Raw genomic sequence first — 16562 nt, 5'->3', positions numbered from 1 at the left:
TTGAACGCCATGCAGGTGGTCAACTGGCTGCCGCGCACCGAATTGCCCTTTGCCGCCCCGTCGCGGCCCGAGCTGCTGGAGCCGCCCGAGGCCCTGGTCGTTGCTCCCGTGGCGCCGGTGCCCGTGGTCGATGCGCCCGTCTCGCCTGCGGTAAAACCTGCCGAACGGGTGAAGATCGAGGTGCCCCGGCCATCGCTGGCGAGCACGCGCACCGGCGCTACACCTGCGGCCGAGGAGGCACCGGTTGTCGCCAGGGTCGCGCCGGTGCCGCCGCCGCGCTTTGCCCTGCAACTGCTGCGAGCCGGTCGCTGCCTGCTGTTGGTGGAGTTACCCACAGGCGAATCGTTCCAGGCGCGCGACCCCGCTTATCTGCTGCTCAAGGACATGCTGCGTGCCGCCGGTCTCCCGGACAGCCCGCAGATCGTCGGCGAGCCGGTACGCTGGCCGCTGCTGGTGCGTGGGACGATGGACCAGGGCCCGGATGCGGCCCGTGACTTTGTGCAAGGTTTCCTCTCGGTGCGCATGGAAGAAGCGCCATGCGCTTGCCTCTGGCTGATCGGCCTGCCCGCGGTGCGGTTTGCCGGTGAGGCGGACGTCGATGCGTTCAACCGCGAACTGCAGATCGAAGGTCTGGGCTCGGCGTGGGCGGTACCGGGTCTGGAATTGTTAATGGAAGAGCCACAGCGCAAGGCCGCCGTGTGGCAAGCCATGCGTCGGCTGATGGCGCGCTGGAAAGAATCGAATGAGTGACGCTGTATCGTTCCGCCCGATGACCGAGGCGGACCTGGAAACTGTTCTGAAGATCGAATACGCGGCCTACAGCCATCCCTGGACCCGCGGGATTTTTCTCGATGGCCTGGGCAAGTATCAGATCTGGCTGATGTACGAAGGTCAGCAGCAGGTGGGCCATGGGGTGGTGCAGATCATTCTTGATGAGGCGCATCTGCTCAACATCACCGTCAAGCCGGAAAACCAGGGCCGAGGTCTGGGTTTGACTTTGCTGGAGCATTTGATGTCGATCGCCTACAAGGCCGACGCCCGGGAATGCTTCCTGGAAGTGCGTGACAGCAATACCGCGGCGTTCAAGTTGTATGAGCGGTATGGTTTCAACGAGATCGGGCGTCGACGGGATTACTACCCGGCGGTGGGTGGGCGCGAAGATGCGGTGGTCATGGCCTGCACCCTGGTGGATTGAAACCATCGCCATGGTTGAACGTCGATTCCTGTGTAGGAGCTGCCGAAGGCTCGGGCCGCGTTCGGACGATCTTTTGATCTTGACCTGAAAAATCAAAAGATCGCAGCCTACGGCAGCTCCTATGTATGGACTCGCCCCCACTGTCTACCCGCTTTTGAAAAACTGTCGCCCCGTTGCATCTATGTATCAGGCCTATTCATGGAAGCCGTCTTCGGCATCTGGCCAAAATTGGAAGAGCTCGTGGTATGCCGATTACAGTCAGGCCTCGAAGGCCAGTAGGAGCTTAGGCATCAATCCACGCCGGTCTTACCTGGGGTCAATTTTTTTCAACAAAGGGTCGGACAGTCAGTACCTCGGTGGCAGAACTCTGTCGCTCAGTGGCTCATCGTCGCTTGCTGGCCATCACCAGCGTGGCGACGATAAGTCTGATCATTCTGTAAAAGCACCCAGACGATTCGCAGGTTGCGGTTGGCTAGCCTGATCGCAGCCTCCTTACGGCCCAGCCGGCTCATCCAGCGCAACAAGCGGCGGTCATCGGGTTGCTGGGAATCAGGTCGTAGTTGTTGCAGCACCGCATGGGCTCCCTGGATCATCAGGCTGCGTAAATAGACATCACCTCGCTTGGTCATGCCCCCCAGCCGGACCGTCTGCCCGCTACTGTGCTGGTCAGGCACCATGCCAAAGTACGCGGCAAACTTGCGGGCATTGGGAAATCGCTCAGGCTTGCTTTCCTTGGCCACCAGTGCCGTGGCAGTGACTGGGCCGATGCCGCGCACAGTCATCAGTCGCTTCGCCGTCATGTCGGCGTTGGCGGCCACTTCCAGGCGTCCCGTCAGCACGCTGATGCGCTCGCCCAAATGGCGCCACTCGGCCAACAGTTCGTCGATCAGTTCACGCAGCAGGCCCGGCACCGGCTGGGTAGCATCCTCCAGTACCCGCGGTATTTTCTGGCTGATCGCAACATCGCCCTGCGCCAAAGCCACGCCGTGCTCGAGCAGCAGGCCGCGCATCTGATTACTGACGGCCGTGCGTCGACGCACATAGCCCTGACGAGCGCGATGCAACGCCTGCATTGCCAGTGCCGCAACGCTTTTGACCGGTACTGCGCAGATTTTTTCATCGCGACCCGCCCGCAAAATCGCCAGTGCATCGTTGCGATCATTTTTAGGCCCGCTGCGATGGGTGGCCACCAAACCGGCTGGAAGAATCCGCGCCAGGTTGCCTTGGTCTTGCAGCTGCCGGGCCCAGGCTTGAGCACCCGGACCGGTCTCCATCAAAATCACGACATGAGGCGGCAGCTGCCGGAGAAACTCATAAAACGCCTCACGCGACTTGATCCGCTGCTCGTAGCGCACTTGGCCAAGGACATCTTCACCGGCGACCTGAAAGACCTGCTTGGCCAGATCCACCGCTAAGGTTGTACAGGCCGACAAATCGGAAGAAGACAGGGATTGATCAATCGAACTATGATTTTTCATGGACTCGCCCTCGCTGTCGTTGGCTGTTTAGACTGCCAGCGTGGCGCATTGACGCCTCGGCTGGGGCGAGTCCATCCAATTACAGGTAAATCTGCAGATCAACGTTTCTTGTCCATTGGATCGCTCTGCGCCATCTCCGCCTCGTCCAGCCCATTGCCCCCACCAATGTCGTCTTCATCGACAATGCTCAAGTCCCAATCGGCCTGATCACCTTCACCCACTTCCTGGGCATCCCGCGCACCGTCTTCACGAATCAGCGTTTCCGGGCTCATGTCATCATCGGTAGAATCATGATCATCGGTCGATGCTCCCGTCATGCCGGCTTCACGCACGCGTTCTTCGGGCATCAGTTTCTCGCGTTCCTTTTGCGGCAATTCATCACCGATTTTTGCGCTGGGTTCTTCCGCGTCGAAATCCAGCTCATGCATCGAGCCCATGCGATCTTCGTTATCATCGATGGGTTCCGGTTGTACCGCATCGTACGGACGTCGTGAATCAGTCATGGCAATTCCTCATACTGTTAGCCTTATAGGGTGGACCCACTGGGTTGCAGAGAATTCCACCGGCATGGAGCGCCATGAACAGGCAGCAGCGGGCATTTGCATAACGCGCGTGACCCCGACGGACGGTTGTCTGTCAAAGCAGCGCACCATTATCGAGGCTTCATTGCATGAACGAATTACAAGATCTGATTGATAACAACGAGCGCTGGGCCGACGCAATCACCAAAGAAGATCCTGACTTCTTCGCCAAGCTGGCTCGTCAACAAACGCCGGAGTACCTGTGGATCGGCTGTTCCGATGCGCGGGTGCCGGCCAACGAGATCGTCGGCATGTTGCCAGGCGATCTATTTGTGCACCGCAACGTGGCCAACGTGGTGCTGCACACTGACCTAAACTGCTTGTCGGTGATCCAGTACGCGGTCGACGTGCTCAAGGTCAAACACATCCTCGTGACCGGCCACTATGGCTGTGGCGGCGTGCGCGCCTCGATGCAGGATCGCCAGTTCGGCCTGATCGACGGTTGGCTGCGTTCGATCCGCGATCTCTACTACGAGAAGCGTGAAGAACTCGCCAAACTGGCTACCGAAGAGGAACAGGTCGACCGCCTCTGCGAACTCAACGTGATTCAGCAAGTGGCCAACGTCGCCCATACCAGCATTGTGCAAAATGCCTGGCATCGCGGGCAGAACCTGTCGATTCACGGTTGCATCTACGGCATCAAGGACGGTCGCTGGAAAAGCCTGAACACCACCATCAGCGGTTTCGAGCAATTGCCGCCGCAGTACCGACTGCGTCCGGTCGAGACGTTGTAAGTCTCAGCAGCAGAAGGTTTGCCGACGCCAGTGTTGCAAAAGCATCTGGTCGTCGGCACCTTCCGTTAGCTGATAATCCAGCCGACGGTTATAGCGCAGGAGCGGGTATCGCCGGGGCTGGCGCTGGCGCCTTGAGCAGTTTGAGCTGGGCCTTGATCGATGCCGTCGCACATTTGCCTGCGGCCTGTGCGGACGTCAGCTTGCGAATCGAGGTGTAGAACAGCGCACAGGTTTTATCGGCCTGGGCCACTTGCCAGGTCTGAGTGCAGGTTTTCAGCTCGACATCAGCATTGCTGTCCGTTTCACGGCCCATGGCGGCCTGCCAGCACGCGGCACTCAAATCCTGGCCCATGACTTTCAGGCCCGCGGTATCGGCCTGGGCCAGGGCATCTTTACCGGTGTAACTGGCCGGATCGGCGGCGTACCAGATGTAGCTTGGATGGTTGGCGCCCAATACCGGTACTTTTACCCCGTCCACCGGGCTGATCGTCACCAGGCTCAACACGTTCACGGTTGGCCCGTATTGCTGCTTGATCCAGTTGCGCACCGGTACACCGAAGGCAACCGTTGGCAATGCCACGCCGCTGGAATGCAGGGTGACCTGCTTGACCATGCTGGTCTGGTAGTCCTTGAAGTAGTCGTAGACGCCTTCCAGGTCCTTGCCGGCGTTCGATGGTGCGGCAATCGGGGCGATATCGATGATGGTCTGGTAGCCCGGCGTCTGCTCGGCCGGGACGCCATTGACGGTCAGCAGCGTGGCCCAGCGATCCGTGGTGGCCGATTTCAGGTAATCCTGGGCCTGGGTCAGCGAATAATCGGGTGGGAAGTGCAGCAGTTCAACGCTTCTGCGGTTTTCCAGGGCCATGCCCAGTGGCAGGAAAAAATACCAGCTATAGGCCCACTTGCCGTCGGCATTCAGTTTGCGGGCAGCGCTGTAGGCCAGATCCCCGGCGTCAAGCAATGCTGCCAAGGGCTTTTCATAGCTTCTGGGCACACCCGTGATTTCGGCATGAAGTTGATCGTTATCGGTTTTGACCAGAACCTTGGCCGTGCTGTAGCCATCGCGCTGCACGCTTTGCGTCAGGTAATGCTCGACGGTCTGCTCCAGCGTCCAATTGCGAAAGCAGATCACGTTGCAGTTGTTGGGGTACGCGAACAAACGGCTGACGCGTTCGGTGCTGCCCAACTTCAGGGCGACATCGGCGTGGGCAGCGGTGCTCAGGTTGAGGGCTGCGAGGGTGAGGGCCGCGAGGGTGAGGCCTGCGAGTCTTAACATGCTCAGATCCTTTTCAGCGTGGTCGCGATACGAAGATGCACTTCATACTGGATCAACGCAATGATGCAGAAAAGTAGGCCTCACGCATTTTTTTTGAAGCGTGCGATGCAGCCCGCGATCAGTGATTGCGGGAAGCGTGAGGTCACGCGATCACAAGAGACGCAGCGCCAATTGGCTGCCGGCGCGCAAGTATTCAACCTGTGCGGTGACCGCATCCTTGACGATCGCCTCACCGGTATCGGTCAGTCTGGCTTTTTTGGCATCGAGGACGGCGCTCTGCAATAACTGCATGGCGACATCCATCGCTTTCTGAAAGGCCGTCACATTGTTGTGCTGGCCAAATTCGCGGACAACAGCGTCCATGCGGCGATCGGCATCGTCTCGCAGGGCCCTGTACTCAACCACCGAGACGTTACCGTCCTGGTAAATTTCATTGATCAACTCTTCCAGTGTCTTGGATATCGGTGTCATCGGATCTTCCTTGGGTTTTTGGTGATTGATACTCCAGGACAGGTTAATTCAACGAGGCGGGCTGCAAGAGTCAGGACTTGCCTTCGTATTGAGTGGGACAACGCTGCGCGTTTTGTAAGAAGGGATCTTTCAGTCTGTCGGTTTCGTTCGACTTCGCTATTCGACGCTGCTTCTCGACGTAGTTTCTCCCTGGTCCGACCCGCTGATGCGCGGGCGCCAGTGCAGGAGGGCACCGAGCATGATGAACAGGAAGTTGTAGGTGTTCAGGCCGGAAATCGCGCTGATCGCCGGTTTGGTGGAAAACTCATGGAACAGCCATCCAGCCGTCAGCAGCACCAGCAGGATGGTCAGCAGCGGGCTCCTCTGGACAGACGCAAACCTTAATTCAAGCGGATGTTTTTTGCGGCGCTGTTTTGCGGCTATGGGACTTTGGTCTAACGGGTTGTCCGCCGACGCGTTTGCGTAGACCATGGGCGCCTTGGTTTTTGCCTGTGCCAGAGTTCTTTTCATGACTGCCAATACCGATCCACGTCCGCAGCCGTTCAGCCGTTCGGACTACAAGACCCTGGGGCTCGCGGCCCTCGGCGGCGCGCTGGAAATCTACGACTTCATCATCTTCGTATTTTTCGCCCTGACCTTGAGCCAGCTGTTTTTCCCGCCGGAAATGCCTGAGTGGCTGCGGCTGCTGCAAAGCTTCGGCATCTTTGTCACCGGGTACCTGGCGCGGCCTCTGGGCGGGATCCTGATGGCGCATTTCGCCGACAGCCTGGGCCGCAAGAAGGTGTTCAGCCTGAGCATCCTGATGATGGCGCTGCCGTGCCTGCTGATCGGGATCATGCCGACCTACGCGCAGATCGGTTATTTCGCGCCACTGCTGCTGTTGGCCCTGCGCGTCCTCCAGGGCGCGGCGGTGGGTGGCGAGGTGCCGAGCGCCTGGGTATTCGTGGCCGAGCACGCGCCGGTCGGCCATCGCGGCTACGCCCTGGGCTTCCTGCAGGCGGGGCTGACCTTCGGTTATTTGCTCGGCGCGCTGACGGCAACGTTCCTGGCGCAGGCCTTCACCCAGGCTGAAATACTCGATTACGCCTGGCGTTATCCTTTCCTGCTGGGCGGGGTGTTTGGGGTGATTGGCGTCTGGCTGCGGCGCTGGCTCAGCGAAACCCCGGTGTTCATGGGCATGCAGGCCCGGCGCGAGACGGCTGTCGAGTTGCCGTTGCGGGCGGTCCTGCGTGAACATCGCCTGGCCATGCTGCCAGCGATGATCCTCACCTGCGTGCTGACGTCGGCGGTGGTGGTGTTCGTGGTCATCACCCCGACTATGATGCAGAAAACCTTCGGCATGACCGCCAGCCACACCTTCGCCCTGAGCGCACTGGGCATCGTTTTCCTGAACATTGGCTGCGTGCTCGCCGGTTTGCTGGTCGACCGCATCGGCGCCTGGCGCACAGTGATGCTCTATAGTCTGCTGCTGCCACTGGGCATCGGCGTGCTCTACGCCTGCCTGATCAGCGGCGGCAGCTGGGTCGGCCTGGCTTATGCGGTGGCCGGACTGAGTTGCGGGGTGGTGGGCGCGGTGCCGTCGGTGATGGTCAGCCTGTTCCCGGCGCGGATTCGCGTCTCGGGTATTTCCTTCACCTACAACATTGCCTACGCCGCCTGGGCGAGCATCACACCGTTGCTGTTGATCGGTCTGATGCCGTGGAGCCCGTGGATCTGCGTGATCTTCTGCGCGGTGATGGGCGCGGTGGGCGTGGGCAGCGCGGCATATTTCGGCACGCGGATGCCGAGAATCGCCAGTTGCCCGGCCGCCGGTACGGCGTGATAGAAAGGGGGCGATTGGCGCGGCGGCATTATATTTGTAGGACAACCTTCAAGCGCTCTTCAGAAAACCCCCGCAGGGCCGATGGCTAGGCTGTAAGTCGCTTTCTATCCCAGCCCATCGGTGCGTCCCCATGTTCAATAAACGCTTGAAGCAGGAGCTGTCGGCTCTTCGCGAAGAACTCTCCAGCCTTCAGCAAGTCAAGGAAAGCCTGGAAAGCGAGATGCTCGTGCTGACCCTCGATGTTGATGGGCGGGTGCAGTCGGTCAACCAGAACTTCCTCAGCGAGATGCACTACAAGAGCAACGAGCTGATCGGCCGGCACATCGAAGAGATCGTTCCGGATCATGTAAGAAACGACGAATTCCAGCTGCGTTTCAAGACCGCATTGAACCGGAGCGAGCACTTTGCCGGTGCCGTGCGTCTGTTGCGCGGCACCGGCCAGGAAGCCTGGTTGCGTTCGATCGTGCAGCCCGTGCGCTCGGCAGACGGCCGGATCAAGCATTTTTCGATTTTCTCCAGCGACCTGACCCGCACCATCGAGGCCTCCCGCGAGCATGAAAACTTGATCGGTGCGCTGGTGCGCTCGACTGCGGTGATCGAGTTCGACCTCAACGGCAACGTACTGACCGCCAACGACCGCTTTCTCAGCGGCATGGGGTACAGCCTGGGGCAGATCAAAGGCAAACATCACCGCACTTTTTGCCTTCCCGAGGAGTACAACAGCGCCGAGTACCAGAACTTCTGGCGCCGCCTGAGCGCAGGCGAGTTCGTGGCCGACCGTTTCAAACGCGTCGACAGCCACGGTCGTACAGTCTGGCTGGAGGCTTCCTACAACCCGGTGACCGATGCCAACAACAAGCTCTACAAAGTGGTGAAGTTCGCCACGGTGATCACCGATCAGATCAATCAGGAGCAGGCGGTGGCCGAAGCGGCCAACATTGCCTACAGCACCTCGCAGCAAACCGATCAAAGCGCCCAGCGCGGCAACGCCGTGGTGACGCAGGCGGTGGATGTGATGCGTGACCTGGCCAGACACATGCAAACCGCTGGCGATGGCATCGAAGCCTTGAACGAGCAATCGCTGGTGATCGGCACCATCGTCAAGACCATCAGCGGGATTGCCGAACAGACCAACCTGCTGGCGCTCAACGCGGCCATCGAAGCGGCCCGTGCCGGTGAGCAAGGGCGAGGTTTTGCAGTGGTGGCGGACGAGGTTCGGCAACTGGCTTCGCGCACCAGCCAGGCCACCGAAGAAATTGTCCTCGTGGTGCGGCAAAACCAGGACATGGCGCGTAACGCCGTGGCCCTGATGGCCGACGGCAAGCTCCAGGCGGAACAGGGCCTGGCGCTGGCGGCGGAAGCGGGCACGGTGATCGTCGAGATCCAGGACGGCGCGCAGAAAGTGGTCAATGCAGTGGGGCAGTTTGCCAATCAGTTGGCGACGTGACTTCTGCGCTTTTGAGGAATGCGTGACCCGCTGTGGGAGCGAGCCTGCTCGCGAAAGACGCCTCGGCGACGCGTTAAACCAGAAAGCACTCGTTATCGTTAGCGACCATCGCGAGCAGGCTCGCTCCTACAGTGACCATCGGCGAGCCGCTGGACGGCAAGACCTTGCAGTCGTAACGTGGCGGCTACCCAAGCTGCAAGCCATCCACAATGAGGTCAGGCAATGAGTAAACTGCGTGTGGGCGTTATTTTTGGGGGCCGCTCGGCCGAGCACGAGGTGTCGCTGCAATCGGCAAAAAACATTGTCGATGCACTGGATCGTTCGCGCTTCGAGCCGGTACTGATCGGCATCGACAAGCAAGGCCACTGGCACCTCAACGACCCCTCGAACTTCCTGCTGAACCAGGAAAACCCGGCCCTGATCGCGCTCAATCAATCCAATCGCGAATTGGCCGTGGTTCCGGGCAAGGCCCGTCAGCAACTGGTGGAAACTGCAGGTCCCGAGCTGCTGGGCCACGTCGACGTGATCTTCCCGATCGTCCACGGCACCCTTGGCGAAGACGGTTGCCTGCAGGGCTTGCTACGCATGGCCGATTTGCCGTTTGTCGGTTCCGATGTGCTGGGTTCGGCGGTCTGCATGGACAAGGACATCAGCAAGCGCCTGTTGCGTGATGCCGGTCTGGCCGTCACGCCGTTCGTCACCCTGACCCGCGCCAGCGCCGCGCGCACAGGCTTCGCCGAGGTCAGCGGCAAGCTCGGCCTGCCGCTGTTCGTCAAACCGGCCAACCAGGGTTCTTCCGTCGGCGTGAGCAAAGTGGCCGACGAAGTCGAATATGCGACGGCAGTCGAGCTGGCATTGAGCTTCGATGAAAAAGTGCTGATCGAGTCCGCGGTCAAGGGGCGCGAGATCGAATGCGCGGTACTTGGCAACGAAGATGCCATCGCCAGCGGTTGTGGCGAGATCGTGGTGCACAGCGGGTTTTACTCTTACGACAGCAAGTACATCGACGACAAGGCCGCTCAAGTGGTGGTCCCGGCCCAGATCAGCGTCGAAGCCAGCGAGTGCATTCGTGCCATGGCCGTCGAGGCGTTCCAGGTGCTGGGCTGCTCCGGGCTGGCGCGGGTCGATGTATTTTTGACTGAGAGTGGCGAAGTCCTGATCAACGAAATCAATTCGCTGCCGGGATTCACCCGCATCAGCATGTACCCGAAACTCTGGCAAGCTGCCGGTATGACCTACAGTGAACTGGTCACGCGGCTGATCGACCTGGCACTGGCGAAACACCAGGCTCGGCAGGCGTTGAAAATCAGTCGTTGAACACGCACGGGCGCGCTTGCCTGCGAGCCCGTCGACAGGGCCTGCCAGCGGCCAGGCAGACCCCTTCACGCCGTTGTGCGACTCAATCCCCCAATGCTTCCCCTTCACGTCGAGGATCGGCTCCACCGGCCAGCGACGCCTTCCCCTGTGAATCCTTGACCCGGACAATCGCCTGGGTGCCGCTGGTCATGTCGATCTCGCTCACAGGATGGCCCTTATCCTTCAGCGTCTGAATCAGTGCCGGGCTGAACTGCCCGCGTTCCAGTTCGGTCGGGCCATTTCGGCTGCCGAAGTTGGGCAGGTTGATGGCTGCTTGCGGATCGAGCTGCCAGTCGAGCAGGCCGATGGTGGATTTGGCCACGTACTCGATGATCTGCGAGCCACCGGGCGATCCAATGCTGGCAAGAAAGTCACCACTGCGGCGGTCGAAGATCAAGGTCGGGGCCATGGAGGAGCGCGGACGCTTGCCGGGTTCGACGCGGTTGGCGACTTTCTGTCCGTTCTCCTCGGGAATGAACGAGAAGTCGGTCATCTCGTTGTTGAGCAGGAAGCCCTGGACCATCACATGCGAGCCGAAAGCGGATTCGATGGTGGTGGTCATGGACACCGCGCCGCCCTGGTCATCGACCGCCACCACTTGCGAGGTGGAGATTCGCAGGGGGGAGCGGTCTGGCGCGTAAGCGACCTGGATGCCCGGCGGCGTGCCCGGTTTGGCCGTGCCCATGCTGTGCTCGCCGACCAGCGCAGCCCGGCTGGCCAGGTAAGCCGGGTCAATCAGGCCCTTGACGGGCACCGGCACGAAGTCCGAGTCGGCCACGTACTGCGCGCGATCGGCATAAGCCAGGCGCTCGGCTTCGCTGATCAAGTGCACAGCCTCGGCGGGCGGTTCGAAGCCAGCGGCTGTGTTGGTTTTGACCGGTTGCATCGGCGCCAGGGCCCAGCGCTTATCACGTGTCTCCAGGGCTTGCAGGGTGCCGAGGATCTGCGCCATGGCGATCCCGCCCGACGACGGTGGTGGCATACCACAGACCTGCCAGCGCTTGTAGTCGGTACACAAGGGCGCGCGTTCCTTGGCGCTGTAGTTGGCCAGGTCGCTCAGCGACAGGCTGCCAGGGTTGGAGTGCCCCTGGACCTTGGCCACGATCTCTTGCGCAATGGGCCCTTTGTACAAGGCATCCGGTCCTTCCTTGGCGATGCGTTGCAACGCGGCGGCCAAGGGCTGATTTTTCAACAGTGTGCCGCTGGCCTTCGGGCTGCCATCGGTATTCAGGAAATACGCCGTCATCTCTGCAGAGCGCCTTATGGACGAATCCGCAGCGATCAGCCGATGCAGGCGCGGTGAGATGACAAAGCCTTGCTCCGCCAGTTCGATGGCGGGCTCGAACAGCTGCGCCCATGGCAGGCGACCGTGTTTCTGATGGGCCAGTTCAAGGGCTCGCAACACCCCCGGCGTCCCCACCGAGCGCCCGCCAATCTGTGCCTGGGTGAAGGGCATCGGTTGGCCATCGGCCTGCAGGAACAGCTTCTCGGTGGCACCGGCCGGTGCGGTTTCGCGCCCGTCGTAAGTGCGCACGGATTGGCCATCCCAGAGCACGATCAACGCACCGCCACCGATGCCCGAGGACTGCGGCTCGACCAGCGTCAGAACCGCTTGCATGGCAATGGCGGCATCGATGGCCGAGCCACCCCGACGCAGCATCTCCCGTCCGGCTTCGGCCGCCAATGGGTTGGCGGCTGCCGCCATGTGGCTTGAAGCGTGTCGGCTCTGCAGGCCGGTGCGATAACCGGACGCGCTTTCCGGTGCAGTTGGCAGCGTCGGGACAGACGCGTTGTGGCAGGCGCCAAGGGTTAGCGCGGTGATGATCAGCGCGACGGCTGGCAGGCGCGCGCGACTCGAGTGGGAGGCTGAGAACACGGGGGGCACTCCGTCCGTGGGATAAATGTACCGGGGACTGTATCGGCGACCTCGCAGTGACGCAAACCAGGTTCCGAGGAGGGCCGGACGTTCATCGACACCTGCGTGATGACCACTGGTTGCATCTGCACGGCAATGCCCACGATGCGGTGGGCGAGAGATCAACTTGAATCTGCTTGAACAGTTCTATCCCGCCGACCGCGATTGGCAGGCCATGGTCTGGTTGCGCACCTGGCAAATCTGGGAACGGGCATTGTCGGCGCTACCGACGGTTCGTTGCTGATGTAGGAGCGAGCATGCTCGCGATGGTCGTCAACGATGACGCGTGCTGACTGACTAAACGCGGTGCCCTTGAGTCCATCGCGAGCATGCTCGCTCCTACAATGGAGCAGCCATTTTCTTGAGGCATAAAAAAACGGCCTACCTTGCGGTAAGCCGTTTTTAGTACTTGGTGGCTACACAGGGACTTGAACCCCGGACCCCAGCATTATGAATGCTATGCTCTAACCAACTGAGCTATGTAGCCAAGTGGCGCGCATTATTCACCGGTAATGCAGATGCGTCAAGCGTAAATTTAAAATATTTCTCTACGCTTTCAACCGCTTATCTTCCGGAGCCGAAAAACCGGGCTGGAGGAGGGCATCGATCGAGTTGATATCTGCCGAATACCGAGGTCGTTAGCAGGCTAAGGGGATGGCGCTGCCGCAGCGAAAAATGGCACATTGACCCACCTGCCCGTGTGCACCCCTCTGTTTTTCGGAAATTTCATGGCTATCAGCAACGTTCAGACCGCCACCGCAGCGGCGCCCGCGACTCCACAAAGCAGCCCTCTGGTCATGCGCATCATCGGCGCAGTGGCACTGGCGCACCTGATCAACGACCTGATTCAATCGGTGCTGCCGTCGATCTACCCGATGCTCAAGGCCAACTATGGCCTGACGTTCACCCAGGTCGGCCTGATCACCCTGACCTTCCAGCTGACCGCTTCGCTACTGCAACCCTGGGTCGGCTACCACACTGACCGCCACCCCAAGCCCTGGCTGTTGCCAGCCGGTACGGTCTGCACCTTGATCGGCATAGTGATGATGTCGATGGTCGGCAGCTTCCCGCTGATTCTGCTGGCGGCGGGCTTGATCGGTATTGGCTCCTCGACCTTCCACCCGGAAGCTTCTCGCGTGGCACGACTGGCCTCGGGTGGGCGATTTGGCTTGGCGCAATCGACCTTTCAGGTCGGCGGCAACGCGGGGTCGGCTTTCGGTCCGTTGCTGGCGGCGGCGATCATCATCCCTTACGGGCAAGGGCATGTGGCCTGGTTCGGCTTGTTCGCGGTGTTTGCACTGTTCGTGCTCTATCGGATCAGTCGCTGGTACGCCAACCACTTGAACCTGTTCAGGCTCAAGCAGGGCCAGGCAGCGACCCACGGCCTGTCCAAGGGCCGGGTGACCAGCGCGCTGGTGGTGCTCGGGCTGCTGGTGTTCTCCAAGTACTTCTACATGTCCAGCCTCACCAGTTACTTCACGTTCTACCTGATCGAGAAGTTCGACCTGTCGGTGGCCAGTTCGCAACTGCACCTGTTCCTGTTTCTCGGCGCGGTGGCCGCGGGGACATTCTTTGGCGGGCCCATCGGCGACAGGATCGGGCGTAAGGCCGTGATCTGGTTCTCGATCCTTGGGGTTGCACCGTTCACATTGCTACTGCCGCATGTGGACCTGTTCTGGACCAGTGTCCTCAGTGTGGTCATCGGCTTCATCCTCGCCTCGGCGTTCTCGGCCATCGTGGTGTACGCCCAGGAGCTGGTGCCAGGCAATGTCGGGATGATTGCCGGGGTATTCTTCGGCCTGATGTTCGGCTTCGGCGGGATTGGCGCGGCACTGCTGGGTCACCTGGCGGATGTCCACGGCATCGAATACGTGTACTTGCTGTGTTCGTTCCTGCCGTTGTTGGGCGTATTGGCGATTTTCCTGCCGCGTACCAAAAAGGCCTGATCACGCACCACGTGGCCGCAAGTGCGAGCTTGCACAAGACTTCCGGCTGAAAAGCCGGATAATGGCGGCCATTCGTTTGCTCGTTATTCTGGTATCCCGCATGGAAATCAAGGTCAACTTTCTCGACAACCTTCGACTTGAAGCCAAGTTCGATGACTTCACCGTGGTGGCCGATCAGCCTATCCGCTACAAGGGCGATGGTTCGGCACCGGGTCCCTTCGATTACTTCCTGGCTTCGTCGGCGTTGTGTGCGGCTTACTTTGTGAAGTTGTACTGCAGCACTCGCAATATTCCCACCGAAAACATCCGGCTGTCGCAGAACAACATCGTCGACCCGGAAAACCGCTACAACCAGATTTTCAAGATTCAGGTCGAGTTGCCGGCAGATATCTCCGACAAAGACCGCCAGGGCATCTTGCGCTCCATCGACCGTTGCACGGTGAAAAAGGTGGTGCAAGCCGGGCCTGAGTTTGTGATTGAAGAGGTGGAGAACCTGGATGCCGATGCCCAGGCGTTGCTGATGCCAGCTGCCAATTCAGGTTCAGAAGCGGGCACCTACATAATGGGCAAGGACCTGCCGCTGGAACAGACCATCGCCAACATGTCGGGCATCCTGGCCGACCTGGGCATGAAGATCGAAATCGCTTCGTGGCGCAATATCGTGCCCAATGTGTGGTCGCTGCATATCCGCGATGCGCACTCGCCGATGTGTTTTACCAATGGCAAGGGCGCGACCAAAGAAGGCGCGCTGGCGTCGGCGCTGGGCGAGTTCATCGAGCGACTGAACTGTAACTTTTTCTACAACGATCAGTTTTGGGGAGAAGACATCGCCAACGCGGCGTTTGTGCACTACCCGAACGAACGCTGGTTCCAGCCTGGCCCTAAAGATGCGCTGCCGGCCGAGATTCTCGACGAGTATTGCCTGCGGATTTTCAACCGCGATGGCGAGTTGCGTGGCTCGCATCTGTTCGACACCAACTCGGGCAACGAGGAGCGCGGCATCTGTTCGCTGCCGTATGTGCGCCAGTCGGACGGCGAGGTGGTATATTTCCCGTCCAACCTGATCGAAAACCTGTACCTCAGCAATGGCATGAGTGCCGGTAATACGCTAGCCGAAGCGCAGGTGCAGTGCCTGTCGGAAATCTTCGAACGCGCGGTAAAACGCGAAATCATCGAAGGTGAATTTGCCCTGCCGGATGTGCCGGCCGACGTGCTGGCGAAGTACCCCGGGATACTGGCCGGTATCCAGGCGCTGGAAGAGCAGGGGTTCCCCGTGCTGGTGAAGGATGCGTCCCTGGGAGGCGAATTCCCGGTGATGTGCGTCACCTTGATGAACCCGCGTACCGGTGGTGTGTTCGCCTCGTTCGGCGCGCACCCAAGCCTGGAAGTGGCGCTGGAACGCAGCCTGACGGAATTGTTGCAGGGCCGCAGCTTCGAAGGCCTCAATGACTTGCCCCTGCCGACCTTTGAAGGTCATGCGGTGACTGAGCCAAATAACTTCGTCGAGCACTTTATCGACTCCAGCGGCGTGGTGTCGTGGCGCTTCTTCAGTGCCCAGTCGGATTACGAATTCGTGGAGTGGGACTTCTCGGGCCAGGGTGAAAACTCCAATGTCGAGGAAGCCGCGACCTTGTTCGGCATTCTCGAAGGCATGGGCAAAGAAGTGTACATGGCGGTGTATGACCACATCGGTGCAACGGCCTGTCGCATCCTGGTGCCGGACTACTCGGAAATCTATCCGGTGGACGATCTGATCTGGGATAACACCAACAAGGCGCTGTTTTTCCGCGAGGACATCCTGAATCTGCACAGCTTGGACAAGGCCGGCCTGAAGGCACTGGTCAAGCGACTGGAAGACAGCGAGCTGGATGACTACACCGACATCACCACCTTGATCGGCATCGAATTCGACGACAATACCGCCTGGGGTCAGTTGACGATCCTGGAGTTGAAGTTGCTGATCTATCTCGTCTTGCAAAAATTTGATGAGGCGAAAGAACTGGTGGAAACCTTCCTTCAGTACAACGACAACACGGTCGAGCGCGGCTTGTTCTACCAGGCCGTGAATGTGGTGCTGGAAATGCAGCTGGACGAGGACCTGGAGCTGGTCGATTACGAGGCCAACTTCCGCCGGATGTTCGGTAACGAACGCATGGACGCCGCGATCGGCTCCGTGAACGGCAGCGTGCGCTTCTTCGGCTTGACGCCTACCAGCATGAAGCTGGAGGGTCTCGACAGACACCTGCGGCTGATCGACAGCTACAAGAAACTGCACTCGGCTCGCGCGAAGGTGGCGGGTTAATCCCGCTGATAACGCCCACAAAAAAAGCACCCTAGGGTG

At 60.1% G+C, this 16562-nt stretch carries 13 protein-coding genes, 1 tRNA gene and 3 pseudogenes; 10 read left to right on the top strand and 7 right to left on the bottom strand.

Annotation, left to right across the window (positions count from 1 at the left end; genetic code table 11):
- Window positions 1–9: 9 nt before the first annotated feature.
- Both ACA058_RS26350 and rimI read left to right on the top strand, forming a co-directional pair.
- Window positions 10–750, top strand: a complete 741-nt coding sequence (locus ACA058_RS26350) for an energy transducer TonB (RefSeq protein ID WP_497640006.1) — start codon at window positions 10–12, stop codon at window positions 748–750.
- Window positions 743–1195 (top strand): ribosomal protein S18-alanine N-acetyltransferase, encoded by a 453-nt coding sequence (rimI, locus tag ACA058_RS26345; protein WP_497636576.1) that lies wholly within the window; start codon window positions 743–745, stop codon window positions 1193–1195. The genes ACA058_RS26350 and rimI overlap by 8 nt, the downstream gene beginning before the upstream one ends.
- A gap of 374 nt (window positions 1196–1569) precedes the next feature.
- Here the strand turns inward: rimI and ACA058_RS26340 are convergent, their stop codons facing one another.
- Together ACA058_RS26340 and ACA058_RS26335 are read right to left on the bottom strand one after the other, a co-directional pair.
- Complete coding sequence (locus ACA058_RS26340; protein WP_497639851.1) at window positions 1570–2628, bottom strand: IS110 family RNA-guided transposase; 1059 nt, start codon at window positions 2626–2628, stop codon at window positions 1570–1572.
- A 143-nt stretch (window positions 2629–2771) separates the two neighbouring features.
- Entirely contained in the window at window positions 2772–3176 is a 405-nt protein-coding gene (locus ACA058_RS26335) for a serine kinase/phosphatase (RefSeq protein WP_497636575.1), read from the bottom strand.
- A gap of 167 nt (window positions 3177–3343) precedes the next feature.
- Here ACA058_RS26335 and can point away from each other — a divergent pair, with 167 nt between their 5' ends.
- The gene (can, locus tag ACA058_RS26330) at window positions 3344–3988 is read left to right on the top strand and encodes a carbonate dehydratase (RefSeq protein WP_497636574.1); all 645 of its coding nucleotides are present in this window, start codon (window positions 3344–3346) and stop codon (window positions 3986–3988) included.
- An 88-nt stretch (window positions 3989–4076) separates the two neighbouring features.
- On the opposite strand, the gene ACA058_RS26325 is transcribed toward can, so the two are convergent.
- From ACA058_RS26325 to ACA058_RS26315, 3 genes and pseudogenes are all read right to left on the bottom strand, one after another.
- The gene (locus ACA058_RS26325; RefSeq protein WP_497636573.1) at window positions 4077–5264 is read right to left on the bottom strand and encodes a hypothetical protein; all 1188 of its coding nucleotides are present in this window, start codon (window positions 5262–5264) and stop codon (window positions 4077–4079) included.
- 150 nt (window positions 5265–5414) lie between these two features.
- Window positions 5415–5735 (bottom strand): hypothetical protein, encoded by a 321-nt coding sequence (locus ACA058_RS26320; RefSeq protein ID WP_497636572.1) that lies wholly within the window; start codon window positions 5733–5735, stop codon window positions 5415–5417.
- A 207-nt stretch (window positions 5736–5942) separates the two neighbouring features.
- Window positions 5943–6104 (bottom strand): annotated as a pseudogene (locus ACA058_RS26315) (short-chain fatty acid transporter); the annotation flags it as partial.
- A 139-nt stretch (window positions 6105–6243) separates the two neighbouring features.
- Here ACA058_RS26315 and ACA058_RS26310 point away from each other — a divergent pair.
- From ACA058_RS26310 to ddlA, 4 genes and pseudogenes are all read left to right on the top strand, one after another.
- Window positions 6244–7557, top strand: coding sequence for an MFS transporter (locus ACA058_RS26310; RefSeq protein WP_497636571.1), 1314 nt, complete (start codon window positions 6244–6246; stop codon window positions 7555–7557).
- A gap of 130 nt (window positions 7558–7687) precedes the next feature.
- Window positions 7688–8416: pseudogene (locus tag ACA058_RS26305) on the top strand (PAS domain-containing protein); the annotation flags it as partial.
- Window positions 8396–9004 (top strand): methyl-accepting chemotaxis protein, encoded by a 609-nt coding sequence (locus tag ACA058_RS26300; RefSeq protein WP_497640005.1) that lies wholly within the window; start codon window positions 8396–8398, stop codon window positions 9002–9004. The pseudogene ACA058_RS26305 and the gene ACA058_RS26300, both read left to right, overlap by 21 nt.
- Before the next feature lie 222 nt (window positions 9005–9226).
- Window positions 9227–10321 carry a D-alanine--D-alanine ligase gene (ddlA, locus tag ACA058_RS26295; protein ID WP_497636570.1) on the top strand — a complete coding sequence of 365 codons (1095 nt, stop codon included), beginning with the start codon at window positions 9227–9229 and terminating at the stop codon, window positions 10319–10321.
- Between the two features lie 82 nt (window positions 10322–10403).
- Here the strand turns inward: ddlA and ggt are convergent, their stop codons facing one another.
- On the bottom strand, window positions 10404–12236 hold the full coding sequence (ggt, locus tag ACA058_RS26290) for a gamma-glutamyltransferase (RefSeq protein ID WP_497636569.1): 1833 nt from the start codon (window positions 12234–12236) through the stop codon (window positions 10404–10406).
- Window positions 12237–12316: 80 nt separating this feature from the next.
- Here ggt and ACA058_RS26285 point away from each other — a divergent pair.
- Window positions 12317–12519, top strand: a pseudogene (locus tag ACA058_RS26285) (DUF2817 domain-containing protein); the annotation flags it as partial.
- A gap of 166 nt (window positions 12520–12685) precedes the next feature.
- On the opposite strand, the gene ACA058_RS26280 reads toward ACA058_RS26285, so the two are convergent.
- Window positions 12686–12762, bottom strand: a tRNA-Met gene (locus ACA058_RS26280).
- 241 nt (window positions 12763–13003) lie between these two features.
- Here ACA058_RS26280 and ACA058_RS26275 point away from each other — a divergent pair.
- Both ACA058_RS26275 and ACA058_RS26270 read left to right on the top strand, forming a co-directional pair.
- The gene (locus ACA058_RS26275) at window positions 13004–14221 is read left to right on the top strand and encodes an MFS transporter (RefSeq protein WP_497636568.1); all 1218 of its coding nucleotides are present in this window, start codon (window positions 13004–13006) and stop codon (window positions 14219–14221) included.
- Window positions 14222–14321: 100 nt separating this feature from the next.
- Complete coding sequence (locus ACA058_RS26270) at window positions 14322–16523, top strand: OsmC domain/YcaO domain-containing protein (RefSeq protein ID WP_497636567.1); 2202 nt, start codon at window positions 14322–14324, stop codon at window positions 16521–16523.
- Window positions 16524–16562: the final 39 nt, after the last annotated feature.

Source organism: Pseudomonas sp. LBUM1649, assembly GCF_059716155.1.
The sequence above is the reverse complement of the archived record's forward strand: the minus strand, read 5'-3'. Positions and strand labels throughout refer to the sequence as shown.

What these genes read in the sequence shown, in the direction of transcription:
- ACA058_RS26270 (WP_497636567.1), top strand. Translation starts at nt 14,322, where the DNA reads ATGGAAATCAAGGTCAACTTTCTCGACAACCTTCGACTTGAAGCCAAG.
- ACA058_RS26320 (WP_497636572.1), bottom strand. Translation starts at nt 5,735, where the DNA reads ATGACACCGATATCCAAGACACTGGAAGAGTTGATCAATGAAATTTAC.
- ACA058_RS26325 (WP_497636573.1), bottom strand. Translation starts at nt 5,264, where the DNA reads ATGTTAAGACTCGCAGGCCTCACCCTCGCGGCCCTCACCCTCGCAGCC.
- ddlA (WP_497636570.1), top strand. Translation starts at nt 9,227, where the DNA reads ATGAGTAAACTGCGTGTGGGCGTTATTTTTGGGGGCCGCTCGGCCGAG.
- can (WP_497636574.1), top strand. Translation starts at nt 3,344, where the DNA reads ATGAACGAATTACAAGATCTGATTGATAACAACGAGCGCTGGGCCGAC.
- ACA058_RS26350 (WP_497640006.1), top strand. Translation starts at nt 10, where the DNA reads ATGCAGGTGGTCAACTGGCTGCCGCGCACCGAATTGCCCTTTGCCGCC.
- rimI (WP_497636576.1), top strand. Translation starts at nt 743, where the DNA reads ATGAGTGACGCTGTATCGTTCCGCCCGATGACCGAGGCGGACCTGGAA.
- ACA058_RS26310 (WP_497636571.1), top strand. Translation starts at nt 6,244, where the DNA reads ATGACTGCCAATACCGATCCACGTCCGCAGCCGTTCAGCCGTTCGGAC.
- ACA058_RS26275 (WP_497636568.1), top strand. Translation starts at nt 13,004, where the DNA reads ATGGCTATCAGCAACGTTCAGACCGCCACCGCAGCGGCGCCCGCGACT.
- ACA058_RS26335 (WP_497636575.1), bottom strand. Translation starts at nt 3,176, where the DNA reads ATGACTGATTCACGACGTCCGTACGATGCGGTACAACCGGAACCCATC.